This is a genomic window from Streptomyces sp. JB150, from assembly GCF_011193355.1.
In the GTDB taxonomy this organism is placed as follows: domain Bacteria; phylum Actinomycetota; class Actinomycetes; order Streptomycetales; family Streptomycetaceae; genus Streptomyces.
This window is the reverse complement of record NZ_CP049780.1, coordinates 1,665,314-1,683,070: the sequence shown is the minus strand read 5'-3', so window position 1 is coordinate 1,683,070 and position 17,757 is coordinate 1,665,314. Positions and strand designations below refer to the sequence as shown.

Sequence of the window (17,757 nt, the reverse complement as noted above, 5' to 3'; positions counted from 1 at the left end):
CCATCAAGGAGGCCCCGGTCGCCCCCGCGCCCCGCCCGGCCGCGGCCGAGCCGCCCCGCCCGGTGAAGGGCAGACACCGCGCCTGGGACGAGGTCCCCCGCTGGCAGATCTACCTGCCCCTGTCCGTCTACCTCGTCTTCACCCTGATCCCGTTCTACTGGATCCTGCTCTTCGCCCTGCGCCCGGCCGGCTCCACCTCGCTCGTGCCCTGGCCCGTGACCTTCGACCACTTCGAGAAGGTGTGGACCGAGCGGGACTTCGGCGTCTACTTCCAGAACAGCGTGCTCGTCGGCCTCGCCACCCTGGTCCTCACCACGGTCGTCGCCCTGGCCGGCGGCTACGCCCTCGCCCGCTTCGACTTCAAGGTCAAGCGCGGCTTCATGCTCGCCCTGCTCTGCTCCCAGTTCGTGCCCGGCGCGCTGCTGCTGGTCCCGCTGTTCGAGATCTTCGCCGAGCTGCAGATGATCAACTCCCTCGGCAGCGTCATCCTCGCCGAGACGGTCTTCCAGCTGCCGCTGTCGATGATCCTGATCAGCAACTTCATCAAGAACGTGCCGTACTCGCTGGAGGAGGCGGCCTGGGTCGACGGCTGCAACCGCTTCACCGCCTTCCGTGTGATCGTGCTGCCGCTGCTGCGCCCCGGACTGATCGCGGTCGGTTCCTTCGCCTTCGTGCACTCCTGGAACCACTTCCTGTTCGCCCTGATGTTCCTCAACAACCAGCAGAAGCAGACCATCCCGGTCGGCCTGAACACCCTGATGAGCTCGGACAGCGTCGACCTCGGCGCCCTCGCGGCGGGCGGCATCATCGCCGCCGTCCCCGTCGTCATCGTCTTCGCCTTCATCCAGAAGTGGCTGATCACCGGCTTCAGCGCGGGGGCGGTGAAGGGATGACACTCCGTCACGCGGCGCTCACCGCGACCCTGCCCGGCGTCCCGCGCGTGCCCGCGCACGCCGACGCCGCCCGCGACACCCTCGCCCGCGACACCAGCCGCGACACCCTCGCCTCCGGTGACGCCCGCGACAGTGACGCGCTCGCCGTCGACAGCGCCCAGGCGGCCGACCGGGCGGTGGCGCCGGGCGCGGGAGCCGGGAGGATCCGATGACCGGACCCGGGACCGGCCCGCTGGCCGAACCCCTGCCGATCGTGCTCGCCGGCGCCCGCGGCCACGGCCGCTGGCACGTGGCCAACATCCGCCGCCTCCAGGCCCTCGGTGTCGTACGGCTCGTCGGGATCTGCGAGGTGAACCCGCTCACCGAGGAGGAGTTCGGCGGCGAACTCCCGGCCCAGTCGGCCGACTTCGGCGCCCTGCTGGACACCACCGGCGCCCGCGCCGCGGTGATCTGCACCCCGATCCCCACCCACACCGACCTGGCGCTGACCGCCGCGAGCCGGGGCGTGCACCTGCTGCTGGAGAAGCCGCCCGCGCCGTCCTACGCCGAGTTCCGGCGGATGGCCGACGGGGTCGCCGCGGCGGGCGTGGCCTGCCAGATCGGGTTCCAGTCGCTCGGCTCGCACGCCGTGCCCGCGATCCGCGAACTGATCGCCGACGGGGCGATCGGCACGGTCACCGGCGTCGGCGGCGCCGGCGCCTGGGCGCGCGACGAGGCCTACTACCGCCGCGCGCCCTGGGCGGGCAAGCGGCGGCTGAACGGCGCCGACGTGATCGACGGGGCGCTCACCAACCCCCTCGCGCACGCCGTCGCCACCGCCCTCGCCCTGGCCGGCGGCGACCGCGCCGAGGACGTCACCGCGATCGAGACCGAGCTGTGGCGGGCCAACGCCATCGAGTCCGACGACACCTCCTGCGTGCGGATCACCACCACCGAGGGCCGCCGGGTCACCGTCGCCGCCACCCTGTGCGCCGAGCACCCGGACGAGCCGTACGTCCTCGTGCACGGCAGCCGCGGCCGGATCACCTTCTGGTACAAGCAGGACCGGGTGCTGCTCCAGCGCGCCGACCACGGCCCCGAGGAGTTCGAGTACGGCCGCACGGACCTGCTGGAGAACCTGGCCGGCCACCTGACGGACGGCACCGCCCTGCTCGTGCCGCCGGAGAGCACCGGCGCCTTCATGAAGGTCGTCGAGGCGATCCGGCTCGCCCCCGACCCCGCCCCGCTCCCGGAGTCCGCCTGGCACCGGCCGCCGGGCGAGGACCGCCGGGTCGTCCCCGGCGTGGACGCGCTGGTCGCGGCCGCCGCCGACACCCTCGCCCTGTACTCCGAGCTGGCGGCGCCCTGGGCCGCCCACGAAGAGGTGAGCACGCGATGACCAGTGCGGACACCACGGTCCTGCGGGTCGCGGGCCGGCCCGTCGCCCGGTACGTCACCCGGCCCGAACTGCCCGCCCGGCTCTCCCCGCGCCCCTATCTGCACCCCGTCACCACCCTGTCCGGCGTCTCGGTCACCGAACTGAGCCCCGCCGACCACGCGCACCACCTCGGCGTCGGTGTCGCCGTTCCCGACGTCGAGGGGTACAACTTCTGGGGCGGACGCACCTTCGTCCGCGACCAGGGCCCCACCGAGCTGGACAACCACGGCGCCCAGCGGCACCTCGGCTTCCAGCTGCGCGACCCGGACGGTTTCGTCGAGGAGCTGCGCTGGGTGGCCGGCGGCACCGAGGTGCTGCGCGAGCGCCGTACCGTCGCCGCGACCGCGCTCACCGACAGCGCCTGGGCGCTGGACTTCACCTTCGCCCTCACCAACCCGGCCGCCACCGCGCTCACTATCGGCAGCCCCGCCACCAACGGGCGCCCCGGCGCCGCGTACGGGGGCTTCTTCTGGCGGGCCCGCAAGGAGGCGAGCGCGCCGGACGTGTTCACCGCGGACACGGAGGGCGAGGCGGCGGTGCACGGCCGGGCCGCCGACTGGCTGGCGCTGGCCGGCTCCTCCTGGACGCTGGTCTTCGCCGGCGCCACCGGTGCCACCCGCCGCGACCCGTGGTTCGTGCGCACCGCCGAGTACCCGGGCGTCGGCTCCTCCCTGGCCCACGACGCGCGGCTGCCCGTCCCGCCCGGCGACACCCTGGTCCGCCGCGTCGTCACCGTCGTCGCCGACGGCCGCCTGGGCCGCGCCGAGGCCGCGGCCCTGATCCGGAAGGCGGTCACTCCGTGACGGACGAGTACACCAACCCGGTCCTGAACGCCGACTGGTCCGACCCGGACGTGGTCCGCGTCGGCGACGACTTCTACCTCACCGCCTCCAGCTTCGGCCGCGTCCCCGGACTGCCGCTGCTGCACTCCCGCGACCTGGTGAACTGGACCCTCGTCGGCCACGCCCTCGACCGCCTCGAACCCGCGCGGGAGTTCGCGAGGCCGCGCCACGACTGCGGTGTCTGGGCGCCGTCGCTCCGACACCACGACGACCGCTTCTGGTTCTTCTGGGGCGACCCCGACCAGGGCATCTTCCAGATCAACGCCCCCGAGATCCGCGGGCCGTGGACGAAGCCGCACCTGCTGAAGGAGGGCAAGGGCCTGATCGACCCCTGCCCCCTGTGGGACGACGAGACCGGCGAGGCCTACCTGGTGCACGCCTGGGCCAAGTCCCGCTCCGGCGTCAAGAACCGCCTCACCGGCCACCGGATGCACCCCGACGGCACGTCCCTGCTCGACGAGGGCAAGGTGATCGTCGACGCCGACCGCATCCCCGGCTGGTTCACCCTCGAAGGCCCCAAGCTCTACCGGCACGACGGCTGGTTCTGGATCTTCGCCCCGGCCGGGGGAGTGGAGACCGGCTGGCAGGGCGCCTTCCGCTCACGCGGCTTCTTCGGGCCGTACGAGGAGAGGGTGGTCCTCGAACAGAAGGACACCGACGTCAACGGGCCCCACCAGGGCGGCTGGGTGCGCACCCCGTCCGGCGAGGACTGGTTCCTGCACTTCCAGCAGCGCGGCGCCTACGGCCGGGTCGTCCACCTCCAGCCGATGCGCTGGGGCGCGGACGGCTGGCCGGTGCTGGGCGACGACGGCGCCCCCGTCACCGTCCACAAGAGGCCCGGCCTGCCGCCGCAGCCGCCGGCCGCGCCCGCCACCGACGACGACTTCCCCGGCGGACGGTACGGCCGCCAGTGGCAGTGGACCGCCAACCCGCGCGACGGCTGGGCCACCCAGCACTCCGGCGACGGCCTGCGGCTCACCTGCGTCCGCTCGGCCGACGCGCACGACCTGCGCCGGGTGCCGAACGTCCTCACCCAGCGGCTGCCCGGCACCCCCGCCGCCGCCGAGGTCACCCTGCGCCTGGACAGCGGGGAACCGGGCGCGCGGGCCGGTCTCGCCGTGCTCGGCGACGCGTTCAGCTGGATCGGGCTCCAGCGGGGCGCCGACGGCACGGTCCACCTGGTGCACCGGTACGCCGAGCCGGTCGCCGAGCACGAACGGGACGCCGAGCACGCCCGGCTCGCCCCGGACGGGACGGTCAGGCTGCGCATCGAGATCCGGCCCGGCGCGCGCTGCCGGTTCCTCGCCGACACCGGGGACGGCTTGCGCCCCTCCGGCCAGGTCTTCGCCGCCACCCCGTGGCGCTGGGTCGGCGCCCTGCTCGGCCTGTTCGCGCTCGCCCCCGGCGAGGACGGGCAGGGACACGCGGGCGCCGCCACGTTCACGCAGTTCCGCATCACCGCGATCTGACCCCATCCGTCCCTCGTACGCCTGTTGGGAGCCGCAATGACGCACCCCCCTGGCAAGCGCTTGCCGAGACCGGGGCACGGCAAGGTGGTGGCCGCCGTCGCCGGCCTCGTCGCCGCGCTGGGTCTCGGGGCCCTCGGGGAGGCCCACGCCGCCCCGCCGGCCGCCGGGGCGGGCACCCCCGCCGCCCCGTCCCGCTGGTCCGACCACCCGCACGGCTTCGCCTCGCTCGCCGGCGGCACCACCGGCGGCGCCGGCGGCGAGGTCGTCACCGTCACGGACCAGGCCGCGCTGGCGAAGTACGCCGCCGCGCCCGGGCCGTACGTCATCCGGGTCGCGGGCAGCATCACCGCGCAGCCGTTCGGCGCGAGCGTCGAGGTCGCCTCCGACAAGACCATCGTCGGCGTCGGGACGACCGGCGAGCTGGTGCAGGGCGAGTTCCACCTGAGCCCCGGCACCCACAACGTGATCATCCGCAATCTGACGATCCGCGACTCGGCCGTCGAGGGCGACTGGGACTGCAAGGGCACCGACTTCGACGGCATCCAGATGGACACCGTCCACCACGTCTGGATCGACCACAACCGCTTCTCGCGCATCTGCGACGGCCAGCTCGACATCCGCAAGAACAGCGAGTACGTGACCGTCTCCCACAACCGGTTCGAGGACAACAACAAGACCTTCGGCGTGGGCTGGACGGCCGACGTCAGGACGCAGATCACCGTCGACCACAACTGGTTCCGGGGCACCAAACAGCGCAACCCCTCGGTCGACAACGCCGCCTACGCCCACCTCTACAACAACTACCTGACCGCCCAGGCCGATCCGGGCGATCCGGTGTGGACGTACGGCAACTGGTCGCGCGGCGGGACCAGGATGGTCATCGAGAACTCGTACTACGAGGACGTCCAGCATCCCTACCAGGCCGACGCGACCGCCGAACTGGTGCAGCGCGGCTCGGTCCTGAAGAACACGAGCGGGCGGCACGACACCCGGGGCGCCGCCTTCGACCCGCGGGACTTCTACGCCTACCGGCTGGACCCGGCGCGCGCCGTGCCGGCGCTCGTCAGGCGCTTCTCCGGGCCGCAGCAGGGCATCGGCGTGGTGCGGGGCGGCGACGACGGGCCCGTGACGACCGCCGTCGCGCCCGGCACCTGCCGGGCCGGGGGCCACCGTCCCGCGAACGAGCCGAAGATCGTGCCGCAGGGGACTGGACAGGACCGCTCCGGCACCGTCATCGTCTACGGCACGCCCGCCGCGCACGGCGGCTCGAACGGCGGCGCCACGGTGCGGAACTCCGCCGGGGACGCCACGGCGCGCGACCTCCCCTTCGGCAACGGCTCCGACGGGGCCGCGCACGAGCCGGACGGCGGGCAGGCGCCGGCGACGCGTTCGGCCGGTGACCGGACCGTCCCCGAGGACACCGCCTCCGCCGGCGGCCAGGACACCTTGACGACCGACAGCCCCGAACCGGTCACGGTCGTCGAAGGGCCGGTGATCAGCGCGCTCGGCAGCCGGCCGGCGACCGGCATCGGCTGCGGCCCGGCCGCCCCGGCCGGGCAGGGCGTCCGCGACTTAGAGCCGCCCGCCGCGACCAGGGCCTCCCCGCCGGCCCGAATGGGCGGCTTCCCGCGGCAGGACGCGCCGCACGCCCGTCACTGACCCCCCACAACCACATATCCGCTGGAACCCGAAGAACCCGAACCACCCGACCCCCCGAACAACCCCAAGAACCCGAAGAAGAGAGCCGATCAATGAAGATCAGTATCCGCAGAAGCAGGCGCGCTGCCATCGCCGTCGCCCTGGGCTCCGTTCTCGCGCTCACCGCCACCGCCTGCGGCGACGACGGCAGCGGTGGGGGCGGCGGCGAGGGCTCCGAGGGCAGCGGCAAGGGCAAGATCGTCTTCTGGGACAACAACGGCGGTGTCCGCACCGACATCTGGAAGCAGATCATCGCCGACTTCGAGAAGGCGAACCCGCAGATCGACGTCGAGTACGTCGGCATCTCCTCCACCGAGTACCAGTCCAAGGTCGACACGGCCATCCAGGGCGGCGGGCTGCCGGACGTCGGCGGGGTCGGCGCGGCCATGCTCGCCGGGTTCTCCGCGCAGGGCGCGCTGGAACCGCTGGACGAGCGGCTCGCCGGGTCCTCGCTCAAGGGCAAGCTCAACGAGGACATGGTCGAGTCGATGAAGGCCGCTGGCGGCGGCGACGGCACCCTGTACTCGATCCCGACCTCCGCGAACAACGGCGTGCTGTACTACCGCACCGACCTGTTCGAGAAGGCCGGCCTGGAGGAGCCGACCACCTGGGACCGCTTCTTCGAGGCGGCCGAGAAGCTGACGAACGCCAAGAAGAACGAGTTCGGGTACACCATCCGCGGCGGCGCCGGATCCATCGCCCAGGCCCTGGACGCGATGTACGGGCAGAGCGGGATCACCTCGTTCTGGAACGGCGACAAGACCACGGTCAACGACCCGAAGAACGTCGAGGCGCTGGAGAAGTACGCGGCGCTGTACAAGAAGGTCACGCCGTCCGCCGACCTCAACAACGACTTCACCAAGATGGTCGCGCAGTGGGACTCCGGCACGATCGGCATGCTCAACCACAACCTGGGGTCGTACCAGGACCACGTGAAGGCGCTCGGCACCGACAAGTTCCGGGGCATTCCGCAGCCGACCGGGCCCGGTGGCAAGCGGGTGCAGGTGTCCAACCCGGTGGACGGGCTGGGCCTGTTCAAGAGCTCCAAGAACAAGGAAGCCGCCTGGAAGTTCATCGAGTTCGCGCTCTCGCACGAGGAGAACTCGAAGTTCAACGAGTCGGCGGGCCAGGTGCCGGCGAACACGGACGCCGCGAAGGACGCGTGGGTGTCGAAGGCGGAGCCGACGAAGCTGGCGGCCGAGGCGCTGAGCGACGGTTCCACCACGATCGTCCAGCTGCCGTACTACCTGCCGGACTGGAACACGATCTCCAAGGCGGAGAACGAGCCGAACTTCCAGAAGGTGCTGCTGGGTGACCTGAACGCGAAGGAGTTCCTGGACACGCTGGCCGAGCAGCTGAACGAGGCCCAGGCCGAGTGGAAGCAGCGCAATCAGTAAGGGTTCCGGATTCGCCGTGGGGCGGCCTGTCGGTTCTGGGCCGCGGGCCGTCCCGTGTTTCGAAAGGTGCCACCGTGTCCATGACCCGTAGACAGGCCGCTTCCGCCGCGCTCGCCGCCGTTCCCCTCGCCTTCGCGGCGAGCGGTGTCGCGCAGGCCTCTTCCGGGCGCCGTCGGACGATGCACATCGCCGGGGATTCGACCGCCGCGCAGAAGTACGCGGACGCGGCGCCGGAGACCGGGTGGGGGATGGCGCTCCCCTTCTTCCTGCGCAGGGACCTGCCCGTGGCCAATCACGCGGTGAACGGGCGCAGTTCGAAGAGTTTCGTGGACGAGGGCCGGCTCGATGTCCTGCTCGGGGAGATCCGGCCGGGTGACGTCCTGATCGTGCAGTTCGCCCACAACGACGAGAAGAGCGCCGACCCCGCCCGGTACACCGAGCCCTGGACGACGTACCAGGACTACCTGCGGCTGTACCTCGACGGGGCCCGTGCCCGGGGCGCCCGGCCCGTGCTGGCGACCGCGGTGGAGCGGCGCCGGTTCGACGCGGGCGGCAGGGCGCTGCCGAGCCACGGCGACTATCCGGCGGCGATGCGCGCGCTCGCCCGCGAGGAGGGCGTGGCGCTGCTCGACGTGCAGGCGCTGTCGCTGGCGCTGTGGCAGGAGCTGGGCGTCGAGGAGAGCAAGAGGTACTTCAACTGGACGGCGACCGAGCAGGACAACACGCACTTCAACCCGCCGGGCGCGATCGCCGTGGCGCGGCTGGTGGTGCGGGAGCTGCTGCGCACGCGGGTGCTGGGCCCGCGGGACGTGCGCCGGCTCGACGAGGAGATCCCCGAGTCCTGGATCAGCTGGCCGCCGGCCGCCGCGTAACCGTCCGACCGTCAGATGGCAGAAGAGAGAGCCGCAGCATGAATGCACAAAGATGGCATGAGCACGTCACCAGTACGGCGGTGAAGTGCGTCGCGCTCACCGGGTGCGCCGCACTGGTCCTCGGCGTCACCGGGACCGCCACCGCCCACGCCGGGCCCCGCGACCTCGGCCGCGAGGTGCTGGCCGCAGGGGACGGGTGGGCCTCCCACGGCACCGGCACGACCGGAGGATCGGCCGCCGACGCCGCGCACGTCTACACGGTGACCACCTGGGCCGAGTTCAAGGCCGCCCTCGCGGACGGCGGCAGCGCGCCCAGGATCATCAAGGTCAAGGGCGTCATCGACGCCGTCTCCGAGGGCTGCGCCGCCTTCGCCGCCGAGGGCTACGACTTCCGGCAGTACCTCGCCGACTACGACCCGGCCGTCTGGGGCAACGACAAGCCGGTCAGCGGCGAACAGGAGGACCTGCGCGCCGCGTCCGCCGCCAACCAGGACAAGGTCATCAAGGCGAACATCCCGGCGAACACGACCATTGTCGGCGTCGGGCGGGACGCCGGGATCCGCGGCGGCAGCCTCCAGATCCGCGGCGTCGACAACGTCATCATCCGCAACCTCACCATCGAAGCCCCGGTCGACTGCTTCCCGCAGTGGGACCCCACCGACGACAACGGGACCGGCGCCTGGAACTCCGAGTACGACGGTGTCGTGGTGTACGGCTCCACCCACGTGTGGATCGACCACAACACGCTCACCGACGGCCGTTACCCCGACAGCTCCCTGCCGGTCCACTTCGGCAAGGTCTACCAGCAGCACGACGGACTGGTGGACGTGGTGCGCGGCGGCGACCTCGTCACCGTCTCGTGGAACTCCTTCAAGGACCACGACAAGACCATGCTCATCGGCAACAGCGACGGGGCGGGCGCCACCGACTCCGGCAAGCTGCGGGTCACCCTCCACCACAACCGCTTCGAGGGCATCGTCGAGCGGGCCCCGCGCGTGCGGTTCGGTCAGGTCGACGCGTACAACAACCACTTCGTGGTCACCAAGGGCCAGAAGTTCGGCTACGTCTTCGGCATCGGCGCGAACTCCCGGCTGTACGCCACCCACAACGCCTTCTCCCTCGCGCCCGGCGTCAGCACCGCGAAGGTGCTGAAGAAGTGGAGCGAGGCGCCGCTCACCGCCGAGCACAACCACGTCAACGGCAAGCTCACCGACCTGATCGCCGTGCACAACGCGGAGATCCCCGCCGAGACCCTGCAGTCCGGCGCCGGCTGGACGCCCACCCTGCGCACCCGGGTCGACCACCCCCGCGCCGTCCCCGGCATCGTCGACCACCGCGCCGGCGCCGGCCGCCTCTGCTGACGCCTCCCGCCCAGGGCACCGCACCACCGACCGGCCCGCCGCTCGCCGGGGCCGGGGCGCACCGCCGCCCCGGCCCCGGCGAGCGCGGCCAAAGCCGCCGCACCCCGAAGGAGCACCCGCATGCCCTCGCCCCACCTCCGTTCCCCCCTGTCACGGCGGGGACTGCTGCTGGCGAGCGCCGGCGCGGCCGCCGCGCTCGGCCTGGCCGCCCTCCCCGCGCGGGCCGCGCACGAGCACCGCCCGTTCGGCCGGTACGGTTCCCCGGCCGCCCGCCGCACCCCCGGCACCCTGTACGTCGACCCGCACGGCCGGGGCGACTTCACCACCGTCCAGGCCGCCGTGCACGCCGCCGACGGCACCGGCCGCACCCTCGTCCTCGCGCCCGGCGTCTACCGCGAGACCGTCTCCGTCGACGCCACCCGGACGCAGATGACCTGGATCGGCGCCGCCGACGACCCGCGCGCCGTCGTCATCGTGTACGACAACGCGGCCGGCACCCCCAAGCCCGGCGGCGGCACCCACGGCACCTCCGGCTCGGCCACCACCACCATCCGCGCCGACGGCTTCACCGCCCACCGGATCACCTTCGCCAACGACTGGCTGCGCGCCGACCACCCCGGCGTCACCGGCACCCAGGCGGTCGCCCTCAAGGTCATGGGCGACCGCTCCGCCTTCCACCACTGCCGCTTCCTCGGCCACCAGGACACCCTCTACGCCGACACGACCGCGCTGACCGTCTTCGCCCGCCAGTACTTCTCGCACTGCTACGCCGAGGGCGACGTCGACTTCGTCTTCGGCCGCGCCACCGCCGTCTTCGAGCACTGCCACTTCCGCACCCTGAACCGCACCGACCTGTCCGGCGCCCCGTACGGTTTCGTCTTCGCCCCGTCGACGGCGGCCGCCAACCCGCGCGGCTACCTGGCGACCCGCTGCCGCATCACCAGCGAGGCCCCGGACGCGTACTACAAGCTGGCCCGCCCCTGGGTGCCCAGCTCCGACCCCACCGCCCGGCCGTCCCTCGTCGTGCGGGACACCTGGCTCGGCAGCGGCATCGACGCGGTCGCCCCCTACGCGAACATGTCGAACGCCTTCCCGTGGCAGGAGCAGCGGTTCGCCGAGTACCGCAACCTGGGTCCCGGCGCCCGCGTCACCGTCCCCGGCAACCGGCCCCGGCTCACCGACGAGCAGGCCGAGTCGGCGACCCGCGCCGCCTACCTCGGCGACTGGCGGCCCTGGAAGCAGACGTGCTGAGCATGAGGCGACGGTCCGCGTGAGGGGCGGCATCACCGAACCTCTGGCCGCCCTCACGGACGAGCTGTCCTTCCCGCTCGCCTGGGGCACCTCGCCCGTCCGGGACTTCCCCGCATGGCGGCGGGCGGCACGGGCGGTGGTCGAGGAGCACCTGCTGGTCGGGCGGCAGGACGGGACGCCGTACGCGCCCGAGTTCGGGGAGCCGGCCGCCGGGGACGACGGTGTGACGCGCGAGCCGGTCACCCTCTCCCTCACCCGCTGGGCACGCGTCGGCGGTGTCCTGCTCACCCCGCACGGGCGCGGGCCGTTCCCGGCGGTGCTGCTGCTGCACGACCACGGGTCCCGGTTCGACATCGGCAAGGAGAAACTGGTCCGCCCCTGGGACGACGAGGCCCGGCGGGAATCCGCGGCACAGTGGGCGCGGCGGTGCTACGGCGGACGGTTCGTCGGGGACGAACTGGCCCGGCGCGGCTATGTCGTGCTGTGCCTGGACGCGCCGGGCTGGGGCGACCGCGGACCGCTCGCCTACACCGGTCAGCAGGCCCTGGCCGCCCACTTCTTCCAGCTCGGCTCCTCCCTGGCCGGGCTCATGGCCCGGGAGGACGCCCGCGCCGCGGGGTTCCTCGCCGGGCTCGACCGGGTGGACGCCCGCCGGGTGGCCGCCGTCGGCTTCTCGATGGGCGGCTACCGGGCCTGGCAGACGGCCGCGCTCAGCGACGACATCGCCGCCGCGGCGAGCGTGTGCTGGATGACCGGCCTGAGGGAGATGCTGGTGCCCGGCAACAACGCCCTGCGCGGGCAGTCCGCGTACTACCTGCTCCATCCCGGGCTGGCCCGGTTCCTGGACATCCCGGACGTGGCGGGCATCGCCGCGCCGCGGCCGATGCTCTTCTTCCACGGCGCCCGGGACCTGCTGTTCACCGCGGACGGCGTGCGCGTCGCGTACGACAGGCTGCGGGCCGTGTGGCGGTCGTGCGGCGCGGCGGAGCGGCTGCTGCTGAGGACGTGGCCGGACGCCGGCCACGTCTTCGACGAGCGGATGCAGGACGAGGTGTTCGCCTGGCTGGACCGCGTGCTGTGAGGCTCACCGCCGTACCGGGCGGACCGACTCCAGCGTCGGCACCACGGGCGGAAGTGAGGGCTTCCGGCGGTTTCGTCCGGTGCCGGGGCGCCTGCCCGCCGCCCTCCGGGTACGGGGACGCCCCCGCCGGTCGTCACCGGCGGGGGCGTGAGGTGCCGGGCGAGGGGGGCTCGCGCCGGCACCGGGGGCCGGGCCGAGGGGGGCTCGGACCGGCGGCTGGGGCCTACTCGTAGGTCAGGTCGGAGGCCGTGTAGCGGCAGTGCGTGCCGTCCGGGCCGGTGCCCAGCTCCTTGGGCTCGGCGCCCGTGTTGTTGCCCTGGAAGCGGGTGCACGGCTTGATCTTCTTCTTGGCGTCGCCGTGGATGCGCACGCTGCGCAGGGAGGCCGTCTCGCCGAAGTTGGCGTTGATGCCGACGATCGACTTGCCGGGCGCGGTGACGTCGACGTCGTTGATGATCACCTGGCGGTTCTTGTACTGCGTCGAGCAGTTGCCGCAGGTGCGCACCAGCTTGCCGAAGTCGGAGACCTGGAACTTGGTCACGACCAGCTTGCCCGCGCCGTTGAACTGGAAGACCTTGTCGTCGGCCTTGCGCGCGCCGCCGCCGTGCACGGTGTAGACGGCCGAGGAGGACTTGCCCTTGAAGGTGGCGGCGTCCTCGCCGACGTCCTCCCACCAGACGTTCTGCAGGGTGCAGCTGCCCGCGCAGTGGATGCCGTCGGCGGCCGGGGCGCCCAGGATGACGTTCTTCAAAACCGCGCCGTCGGCGAGCTTGAAGATCGGGTCCTGGCCCTCGTCCTGGCCGGTGCCGCCGAGTTCGCCGCTTCCGTAGAAGCGCTGGTAGCCGCCGTCGTAGGTGCCGGAGACGGGGATGGTGCTGCTGACGGCCTTGGTGCCCTGGGCGGTCGGCCAGGCGGAGGCCGCGCCCGCGGTGGACAGCATCGTCGTGGTGACGATCGCCGCCCCGGTGATGCCCAGGGCGGTGGCGCCGGCGATCGCCGCGCGTCGCTTCGTGACGCGGCGGCGGTGGCGGACGCGCTGTTCGGCTCGTGCTGTCATGCCATTCCTTGCGTGGTGGGGGATCCTTGCGTCTCCTGGTCGCCACCGGCGGGGAAAGGGTTGCCGCGTTCCCGGAAGTTTTTTCCCGGCGTCCGCGGGAGGCGGTCCGCGGGTGCCCCGAGCCACCCGGGACGGTCCGCTCAGGGCCGTCCCGCGGCGGGCTGCTCGTCGTCCTCGTCGTCGTCCCGCGGCGCGAAGTCGCCCGCCACCTGGAGGGGCTGGGAGGCGGTGCGGGCCGCCGCCGCGTAGCGGTCGTCCTTCGCGTCCCGGCCGCCGCGCTCGTGGTCGTACTGCCCCGCGAACACCCACTCGCCCGCCGGCACCGTACGGCCCTCCTTCAGCCGCCAGGTGTAGACGAGGAAGCCGTCCCGCTCACCGACCGTCAGCTCGAAGTCGTCCTCGGGCAGCGACCGCCAGGCGCCCGTCGAGGACACCCCTCCGGTCTGCGCCACCCGCAACTCCACGGTCAGCGCGGTCAGTCGCTCGGCGGTCTTCAGGGTGACGTTGCTCTGCGCCCAGAACTCGTTGCTGTGCGGGTCCACCGAGCCGTCCGACCACAGCGGGCCGTCCTCGACCCCGGCGCCCGCGGACGGCAGCGCCGGCGCCGACGACACCGGGCCGGCCGTCGCCGTGGGCGACGGCGGCGCGCTGGACCGCTCACCGCGCGTGGGCAGGGCGCTCGGCGACGGTTCCGCGGGGAAGGCGGGCGGCGTGCGGGTCGCCTCCGGTGACGGCGTGGGCGTCGCGGTGACCGCGACCGTGCCCTGCGGGGGAGCGTCGTCCGACTTCACCGCGGACGCCACCGTGAGCCCTCCTGCGGCGAGCACGCCCGCGACCGCGGCCGTCGCCCCCGCCACCCGCAGCCAGCCGAACACCGGCGGACGCGTGGCCCGGTGACCGGCCGGGCGGACCTCCTCGGCCATGCCGCGCTCGATCCGGGCCAGCATCCGCGCCCGGTCCGGCTGGTGCGCCTCGGCCGCCTCCCGCAGCCGGGCGCGCAGCTCCTCGTGCACGTCCCGCCGCATCATCGGTCCCTTCCCGCGGCCTGGCCGGTCCGCGCCATCGCGGCATGCACCCGCTGCGAGGCCTGCCGTGTGCCGAGCAGTCTCTGCAGCTCGGCCATTCCCTTCGAGGTCTGGCTTTTCACCGTACCCACCGACACACCGAGGGCGAGCGCCGTGTCCTTCTCCGACAGGTCGAAGGCGTGCCGCAGCACCACACAGGCCCGCTTGCGGAACGGCAGCCTGCGCAGCGCCTCCTGGACGTCGACGACGCCGGCCACGTCCGGGTTCTCGGTCCGCTCCTCGCGCGGTGACCAGAACAGGGCGATCCGGCGCCGCTCGCGCACCGCGCTGCGGATCCGGGTGCGGGCCAGGTTGGCGACCACCCCGCGCGCGTACGCCACCGGGTGGTCGGCCGCGCGCACCCGGTCCCAGCGGTGCCACAGCGCCAGCAGCGCGTCCGCCGCGAGGTCGTCGGCGGCGTCCGCCTCACCGGTCAGCAGATGGGCGAGACGCGCGAGTTCGGCGTAGTGGCGCTCGAAGAAGGCATGGAACTCCACGGAGGCGGCGTCGTCGACGACTGTCCCCACGAGCGGTCTCTCCTCGCAGCGATTCCCCGGCGTCGAACAGCCGTACGCCGGGACGAGATCCGGCACTGTACCAGTGAGTCGTACGAGGTTTCGAATGCCGTATGGCGGACCGAACTCCGTTGCCGCTGCCCGGCGTCTGTGAGGCGTCCGCTCAGTCCCGCAGGGCCGCCTCCATCACGGCCTTGGCCACCGGGGCGGCCAGCCCGTTGCCGCTGACCTCGCTACGCGCCGCGTCCGACTGCTCGACGACGACCGCCACGGCGACCTCCTTGCCGGAGTCGTCGGACGTGGCGTACGAGGTGAACCAGGCGTACGGCGTCTTGCTGTTGTTCTCGCCGTGCTGGGCCGTACCGGTCTTGCCGCCCACCGTCGCCCCGCCGATCCGCGCGTTGGTGCCCGTGCCCTCCTCGACGACCGTCCGCATCGCCGACCGCAGCTGCTCGGCGGTGCCGGAGCCGACGATTTCCTCGGTGGAGGCGTTGTCGTCGTAGTCCTCCAGCACATCGCCGCCGTGGTCGGTGATCCGCGACACCATGTGCGGCCGGACCAGCTTGCCGTCGTTGGCCAGGGCCGCGGACACCATGGCCATCTGGAGCGGAGTCGCGGTCACGTCGAACTGGCCGATGCCGGACAGCGCGGTCTGCGGCTCGTCCATGTCCTTCGGGTACACGCTCTCGTAGGCGCGCACCGGGACGTCCTGCTCGGGGTCGTTGAAGCCGAACTTCTCCGCCATCGCCCGGACCGTGTCCTGGCCCAGGTCGACGGCCATCTTGCCGAAGACGTTGTTGCACGAGTACCGCAGCGCCACCCGGATCGAGGCGTTCTCACAGGGCGCGCCCGGGTTCTCGTTGGTGAGCACGTCCGAGGACTGCGGCAGGTCGTACGGGTCGGGGCTGTCCGTCCGCTCGTCCACCGACGTGTACAGCCCGTCCTCCAGCGCGGCCGCCGCCACCACCAGCTTGAACGTGGAGCCCGGCGGCAGCGGCCGGCGCAGCGCCCGGTTCGTCATGGGCTTGCCGGGGTCCTCGGTGAGCCCCGTCCAGGCCTCCGAGTCCCCCGCGGTGATCGCCGTCGGGTCGTACGACGGGGTGGAGACGACCGCGAGGATCCGCCCGGTCTTCGGGTCGATGGCGACGGCGGCGCCCTTCTTGCCGCCCAGCGCCTCGTACGCCGCCTTCTGGGTGGCCGGGTCGATCGTCGTGATCACGTCGCCGGGTTCGGCGCGCTCGCCGGTGACCGTGCCCAGCACGGTCTTCAGCCGGTTGTCCGTGCCGTCCAGGAGGTCCTGGTAGATGCCCTCCAGCTGGGTGGCGCCGTAGACCTGCGAGTTGTAGCCGGTCACCGCCGCGTACAGCGCGCCGTTCTTGTACGTCCGCTGGTATCCGAGGTCGCCGCTCTCCGTCCGCGCCGAGCCGGTGACCGCCTCCCCGGCCACGACGATGTCACCGAGCGGCTCGCTGTACAGCGCGATCGCGTTCCGCCGGTTGTGCTTGTCCTCCGCCAGCGCCGTGCCCTCGTAGAACTGCACCCACGTCGCCCTGACCAGCAGGGCGAGCACCAGGAGCAGAACGAGCACCGACGCGCGCCTGATCGTCTTGTTCATCGCGCCCGGACAGACGAGCGGATCGGCCGGAACGTTCCGCTCCGTCCGTTTTCTCATCCGCTCCTCAGAAAGCCCGCCTCGTAGGCCGCGATCACCGCCTGGGTGCGGTCGCGGGCCCCCGTCTTCGCGAGGACGGCCGCCACATGGGACTTCACCGTCGCGGGGCCGACCTCCATCCGCCGGGCGATCTCCGCGTTGGTGAGCCCGGTCGCCATGTGCCGCAGCACCTCGCTCTCCCGGGCCGTGAGCCTCGCCACCCACGGCGCGGGCGCCGGGTCCGCGTGCCGCACGGCCAGCGCCCGCACGGCCGACGGGAACAGCAGGGTGTCGCTGCGCGCCACCAGCCGCACCGCCTGCACCAGCGCCTCGGCGTCGGCCCGCTTCAGCAGGAACCCGGCGGCGCCGGCGCGCAGCGCGTCGTACACGGGCGACGGCGCGCATAATCCGGCGCGGCCGGCCGAGGGCGGCGGGGGACGCCGGTACGGCGGGCGAGGCCGAGGCGGCCGAGGCGGGCGAGGCCGGCAAGGCAGGCGAGGCGGGGAAGCCCGACGAGGCCGGGGCCCGACAAGGCGGGGGAGGCCGACGAGGCCGGGGAGCCCGGCGAGGCGGACGGGCCGGGGGAGCCGGCGGTCCGGGCGGAACCGGTGACTGTGTGCGTCATGCCGCCACGCTCCCGCGCGGAGCGCGCCGCCCGCCTCCTGCCCCGCGACGATCCGCCTCCGCCGCGCGGGGGAGAGCCGCGCCGCGGGGTCACTCCGCCAGCCGGAGCACCACTTCCTCGATCTCCTCGCCGCGCCCGGCCGCGTAATCCCGCTCCCGGGCGGTCTCCCGGAAGCCGCAGCGGGCCAGCACGCGCAGCGACCCGGCGTTGTCGGCCGCCGCGCGGGCGTACAGCGGGCGTTCGGGGACCTCGGCGAGCAGGGCGCGCAGCGCGGTGGTGGCCACGCCGCGGCCCCAGTAGGCGCGGTCCACCCAGTAGGTGACCTCGCGTTCGCCGGGCACCCCGTAGACGGCCGCGCTGCCCACCACGTCACCGTCGAGCAGCACCGTGCGGGCGTGCACGTCGGCCGACGCGCGCACCCGCCGCCAGTGCTCCTCGAAGGCGGACCGGTCGGCCGGGTCCGGCGGGGTGAACGCGGCCATCCGCAGGGACTCGGGGTCGTTGAGCTGCCGGTAGAAGACCGGCAGGTCGCTGTCGTGGACGGGCCGGAGCGCCACCTGCACG

At 73.1% G+C, this 17,757-nt stretch carries 16 protein-coding genes and 1 pseudogene; 11 read left to right on the top strand and 6 right to left on the bottom strand.

Going from position 1 to position 17,757, the window contains the following annotated elements; translation table 11 throughout:
- Nucleotides 1-2: 2 nt before the first annotated feature.
- The 11 genes from G7Z13_RS07950 (at nt 3) to G7Z13_RS07900 (ending at nt 12,281) form a co-directional block, all read left to right on the top strand.
- Nucleotides 3-893 carry a carbohydrate ABC transporter permease gene (locus tag G7Z13_RS07950; protein ID WP_166004755.1) on the top strand — a complete coding sequence of 297 codons (891 nt, stop codon included), beginning with the start codon at nt 3-5 and terminating at the stop codon, nt 891-893.
- Nucleotides 890-1,105 carry a hypothetical protein gene (locus G7Z13_RS07945; RefSeq protein WP_165997328.1) on the top strand — a complete coding sequence of 72 codons (216 nt, stop codon included), beginning with the start codon at nt 890-892 and terminating at the stop codon, nt 1,103-1,105. Before G7Z13_RS07950 ends, G7Z13_RS07945 begins: the two co-directional genes overlap by 4 nt.
- Nucleotides 1,102-2,271 carry a Gfo/Idh/MocA family oxidoreductase gene (locus G7Z13_RS07940; protein WP_165997326.1) on the top strand — a complete coding sequence of 390 codons (1,170 nt, stop codon included), beginning with the start codon at nt 1,102-1,104 and terminating at the stop codon, nt 2,269-2,271. Before G7Z13_RS07945 ends, G7Z13_RS07940 begins: the two co-directional genes overlap by 4 nt.
- On the top strand, nt 2,268-3,113 hold the full coding sequence (locus G7Z13_RS07935) for a PmoA family protein (RefSeq protein WP_165997324.1): 846 nt from the start codon (nt 2,268-2,270) through the stop codon (nt 3,111-3,113). The genes G7Z13_RS07940 and G7Z13_RS07935 overlap by 4 nt, the downstream gene beginning before the upstream one ends.
- Nucleotides 3,110-4,621, top strand: a complete 1,512-nt coding sequence (locus tag G7Z13_RS07930; protein WP_165997322.1) for a glycoside hydrolase 43 family protein — start codon at nt 3,110-3,112, stop codon at nt 4,619-4,621. The genes G7Z13_RS07935 and G7Z13_RS07930 overlap by 4 nt, the downstream gene beginning before the upstream one ends.
- Before the next feature lie 36 nt (nt 4,622-4,657).
- Nucleotides 4,658-6,280, top strand: a complete 1,623-nt coding sequence (locus G7Z13_RS07925) for a right-handed parallel beta-helix repeat-containing protein (protein ID WP_206313027.1) — start codon at nt 4,658-4,660, stop codon at nt 6,278-6,280.
- A 92-nt stretch (nt 6,281-6,372) separates the two neighbouring features.
- The gene (locus G7Z13_RS07920; protein ID WP_165997320.1) at nt 6,373-7,716 is read left to right on the top strand and encodes a sugar ABC transporter substrate-binding protein; all 1,344 of its coding nucleotides are present in this window, start codon (nt 6,373-6,375) and stop codon (nt 7,714-7,716) included.
- A gap of 74 nt (nt 7,717-7,790) precedes the next feature.
- Nucleotides 7,791-8,588 carry a rhamnogalacturonan acetylesterase gene (locus tag G7Z13_RS07915; RefSeq protein WP_165997318.1) on the top strand — a complete coding sequence of 266 codons (798 nt, stop codon included), beginning with the start codon at nt 7,791-7,793 and terminating at the stop codon, nt 8,586-8,588.
- A gap of 38 nt (nt 8,589-8,626) precedes the next feature.
- A complete protein-coding gene (locus G7Z13_RS07910) occupies nt 8,627-9,949 on the top strand; it encodes a pectate lyase (protein ID WP_165997316.1) in 1,323 nt (440 codons plus the stop codon).
- 120 nt (nt 9,950-10,069) lie between these two features.
- A complete protein-coding gene (locus G7Z13_RS07905) occupies nt 10,070-11,200 on the top strand; it encodes a pectinesterase family protein (protein WP_165997314.1) in 1,131 nt (376 codons plus the stop codon).
- Nucleotides 11,201-11,219: 19 nt separating this feature from the next.
- Nucleotides 11,220-12,281 (top strand): alpha/beta fold hydrolase, encoded by a 1,062-nt coding sequence (locus tag G7Z13_RS07900; RefSeq protein ID WP_165997313.1) that lies wholly within the window; start codon nt 11,220-11,222, stop codon nt 12,279-12,281.
- Between the two features lie 223 nt (nt 12,282-12,504).
- Here G7Z13_RS07900 and G7Z13_RS07895 read toward each other — a convergent pair whose 3' ends face one another.
- The 6 genes and pseudogenes from G7Z13_RS07895 to G7Z13_RS07870 form a co-directional block, all read right to left on the bottom strand.
- Nucleotides 12,505-13,338 carry a pectate lyase gene (locus tag G7Z13_RS07895; RefSeq protein ID WP_165997312.1) on the bottom strand — a complete coding sequence of 278 codons (834 nt, stop codon included), beginning with the start codon at nt 13,336-13,338 and terminating at the stop codon, nt 12,505-12,507.
- Between the two features lie 140 nt (nt 13,339-13,478).
- Nucleotides 13,479-14,366: a hypothetical protein gene (locus G7Z13_RS07890; RefSeq protein ID WP_165997311.1), complete on the bottom strand. Its 888-nt coding sequence runs from the start codon at nt 14,364-14,366 to the stop codon at nt 13,479-13,481.
- Nucleotides 14,363-14,929 carry a SigE family RNA polymerase sigma factor gene (locus G7Z13_RS07885; RefSeq protein WP_165997310.1) on the bottom strand — a complete coding sequence of 189 codons (567 nt, stop codon included), beginning with the start codon at nt 14,927-14,929 and terminating at the stop codon, nt 14,363-14,365. Before G7Z13_RS07885 ends, G7Z13_RS07890 begins: the two co-directional genes overlap by 4 nt.
- Before the next feature lie 151 nt (nt 14,930-15,080).
- The gene (locus tag G7Z13_RS07880) at nt 15,081-16,532 is read right to left on the bottom strand and encodes a penicillin-binding transpeptidase domain-containing protein (RefSeq protein ID WP_166004753.1); all 1,452 of its coding nucleotides are present in this window, start codon (nt 16,530-16,532) and stop codon (nt 15,081-15,083) included.
- Nucleotides 16,533-16,585: 53 nt separating this feature from the next.
- A pseudogene (locus G7Z13_RS07875) lies at nt 16,586-16,963 on the bottom strand (response regulator transcription factor); the annotation flags it as partial.
- A gap of 319 nt (nt 16,964-17,282) precedes the next feature.
- A complete protein-coding gene (locus tag G7Z13_RS07870; RefSeq protein ID WP_165997309.1) occupies nt 17,283-17,756 on the bottom strand; it encodes a GNAT family N-acetyltransferase in 474 nt (157 codons plus the stop codon).
- Nucleotide 17,757 lies beyond the last annotated feature (1 nt).

Bases quoted from the DNA above. Each gene is read 5' to 3' on its own strand.
- G7Z13_RS07935 (WP_165997324.1), top strand. From the start codon at position 2,268: ATGACCAGTGCGGACACCACGGTCCTGCGGGTCGCGGGCCGGCCCGTC.
- G7Z13_RS07905 (WP_165997314.1), top strand. From the start codon at position 10,070: ATGCCCTCGCCCCACCTCCGTTCCCCCCTGTCACGGCGGGGACTGCTG.
- G7Z13_RS07920 (WP_165997320.1), top strand. From the start codon at position 6,373: ATGAAGATCAGTATCCGCAGAAGCAGGCGCGCTGCCATCGCCGTCGCC.
- G7Z13_RS07945 (WP_165997328.1), top strand. From the start codon at position 890: ATGACACTCCGTCACGCGGCGCTCACCGCGACCCTGCCCGGCGTCCCG.
- G7Z13_RS07925 (WP_206313027.1), top strand. From the start codon at position 4,658: ATGACGCACCCCCCTGGCAAGCGCTTGCCGAGACCGGGGCACGGCAAG.
- G7Z13_RS07895 (WP_165997312.1), bottom strand. From the start codon at position 13,338: ATGACAGCACGAGCCGAACAGCGCGTCCGCCACCGCCGCCGCGTCACG.
- G7Z13_RS07880 (WP_166004753.1), bottom strand. From the start codon at position 16,532: ATGAACAAGACGATCAGGCGCGCGTCGGTGCTCGTTCTGCTCCTGGTG.
- G7Z13_RS07910 (WP_165997316.1), top strand. From the start codon at position 8,627: ATGAATGCACAAAGATGGCATGAGCACGTCACCAGTACGGCGGTGAAG.
- G7Z13_RS07940 (WP_165997326.1), top strand. From the start codon at position 1,102: ATGACCGGACCCGGGACCGGCCCGCTGGCCGAACCCCTGCCGATCGTG.
- G7Z13_RS07890 (WP_165997311.1), bottom strand. From the start codon at position 14,366: ATGATGCGGCGGGACGTGCACGAGGAGCTGCGCGCCCGGCTGCGGGAG.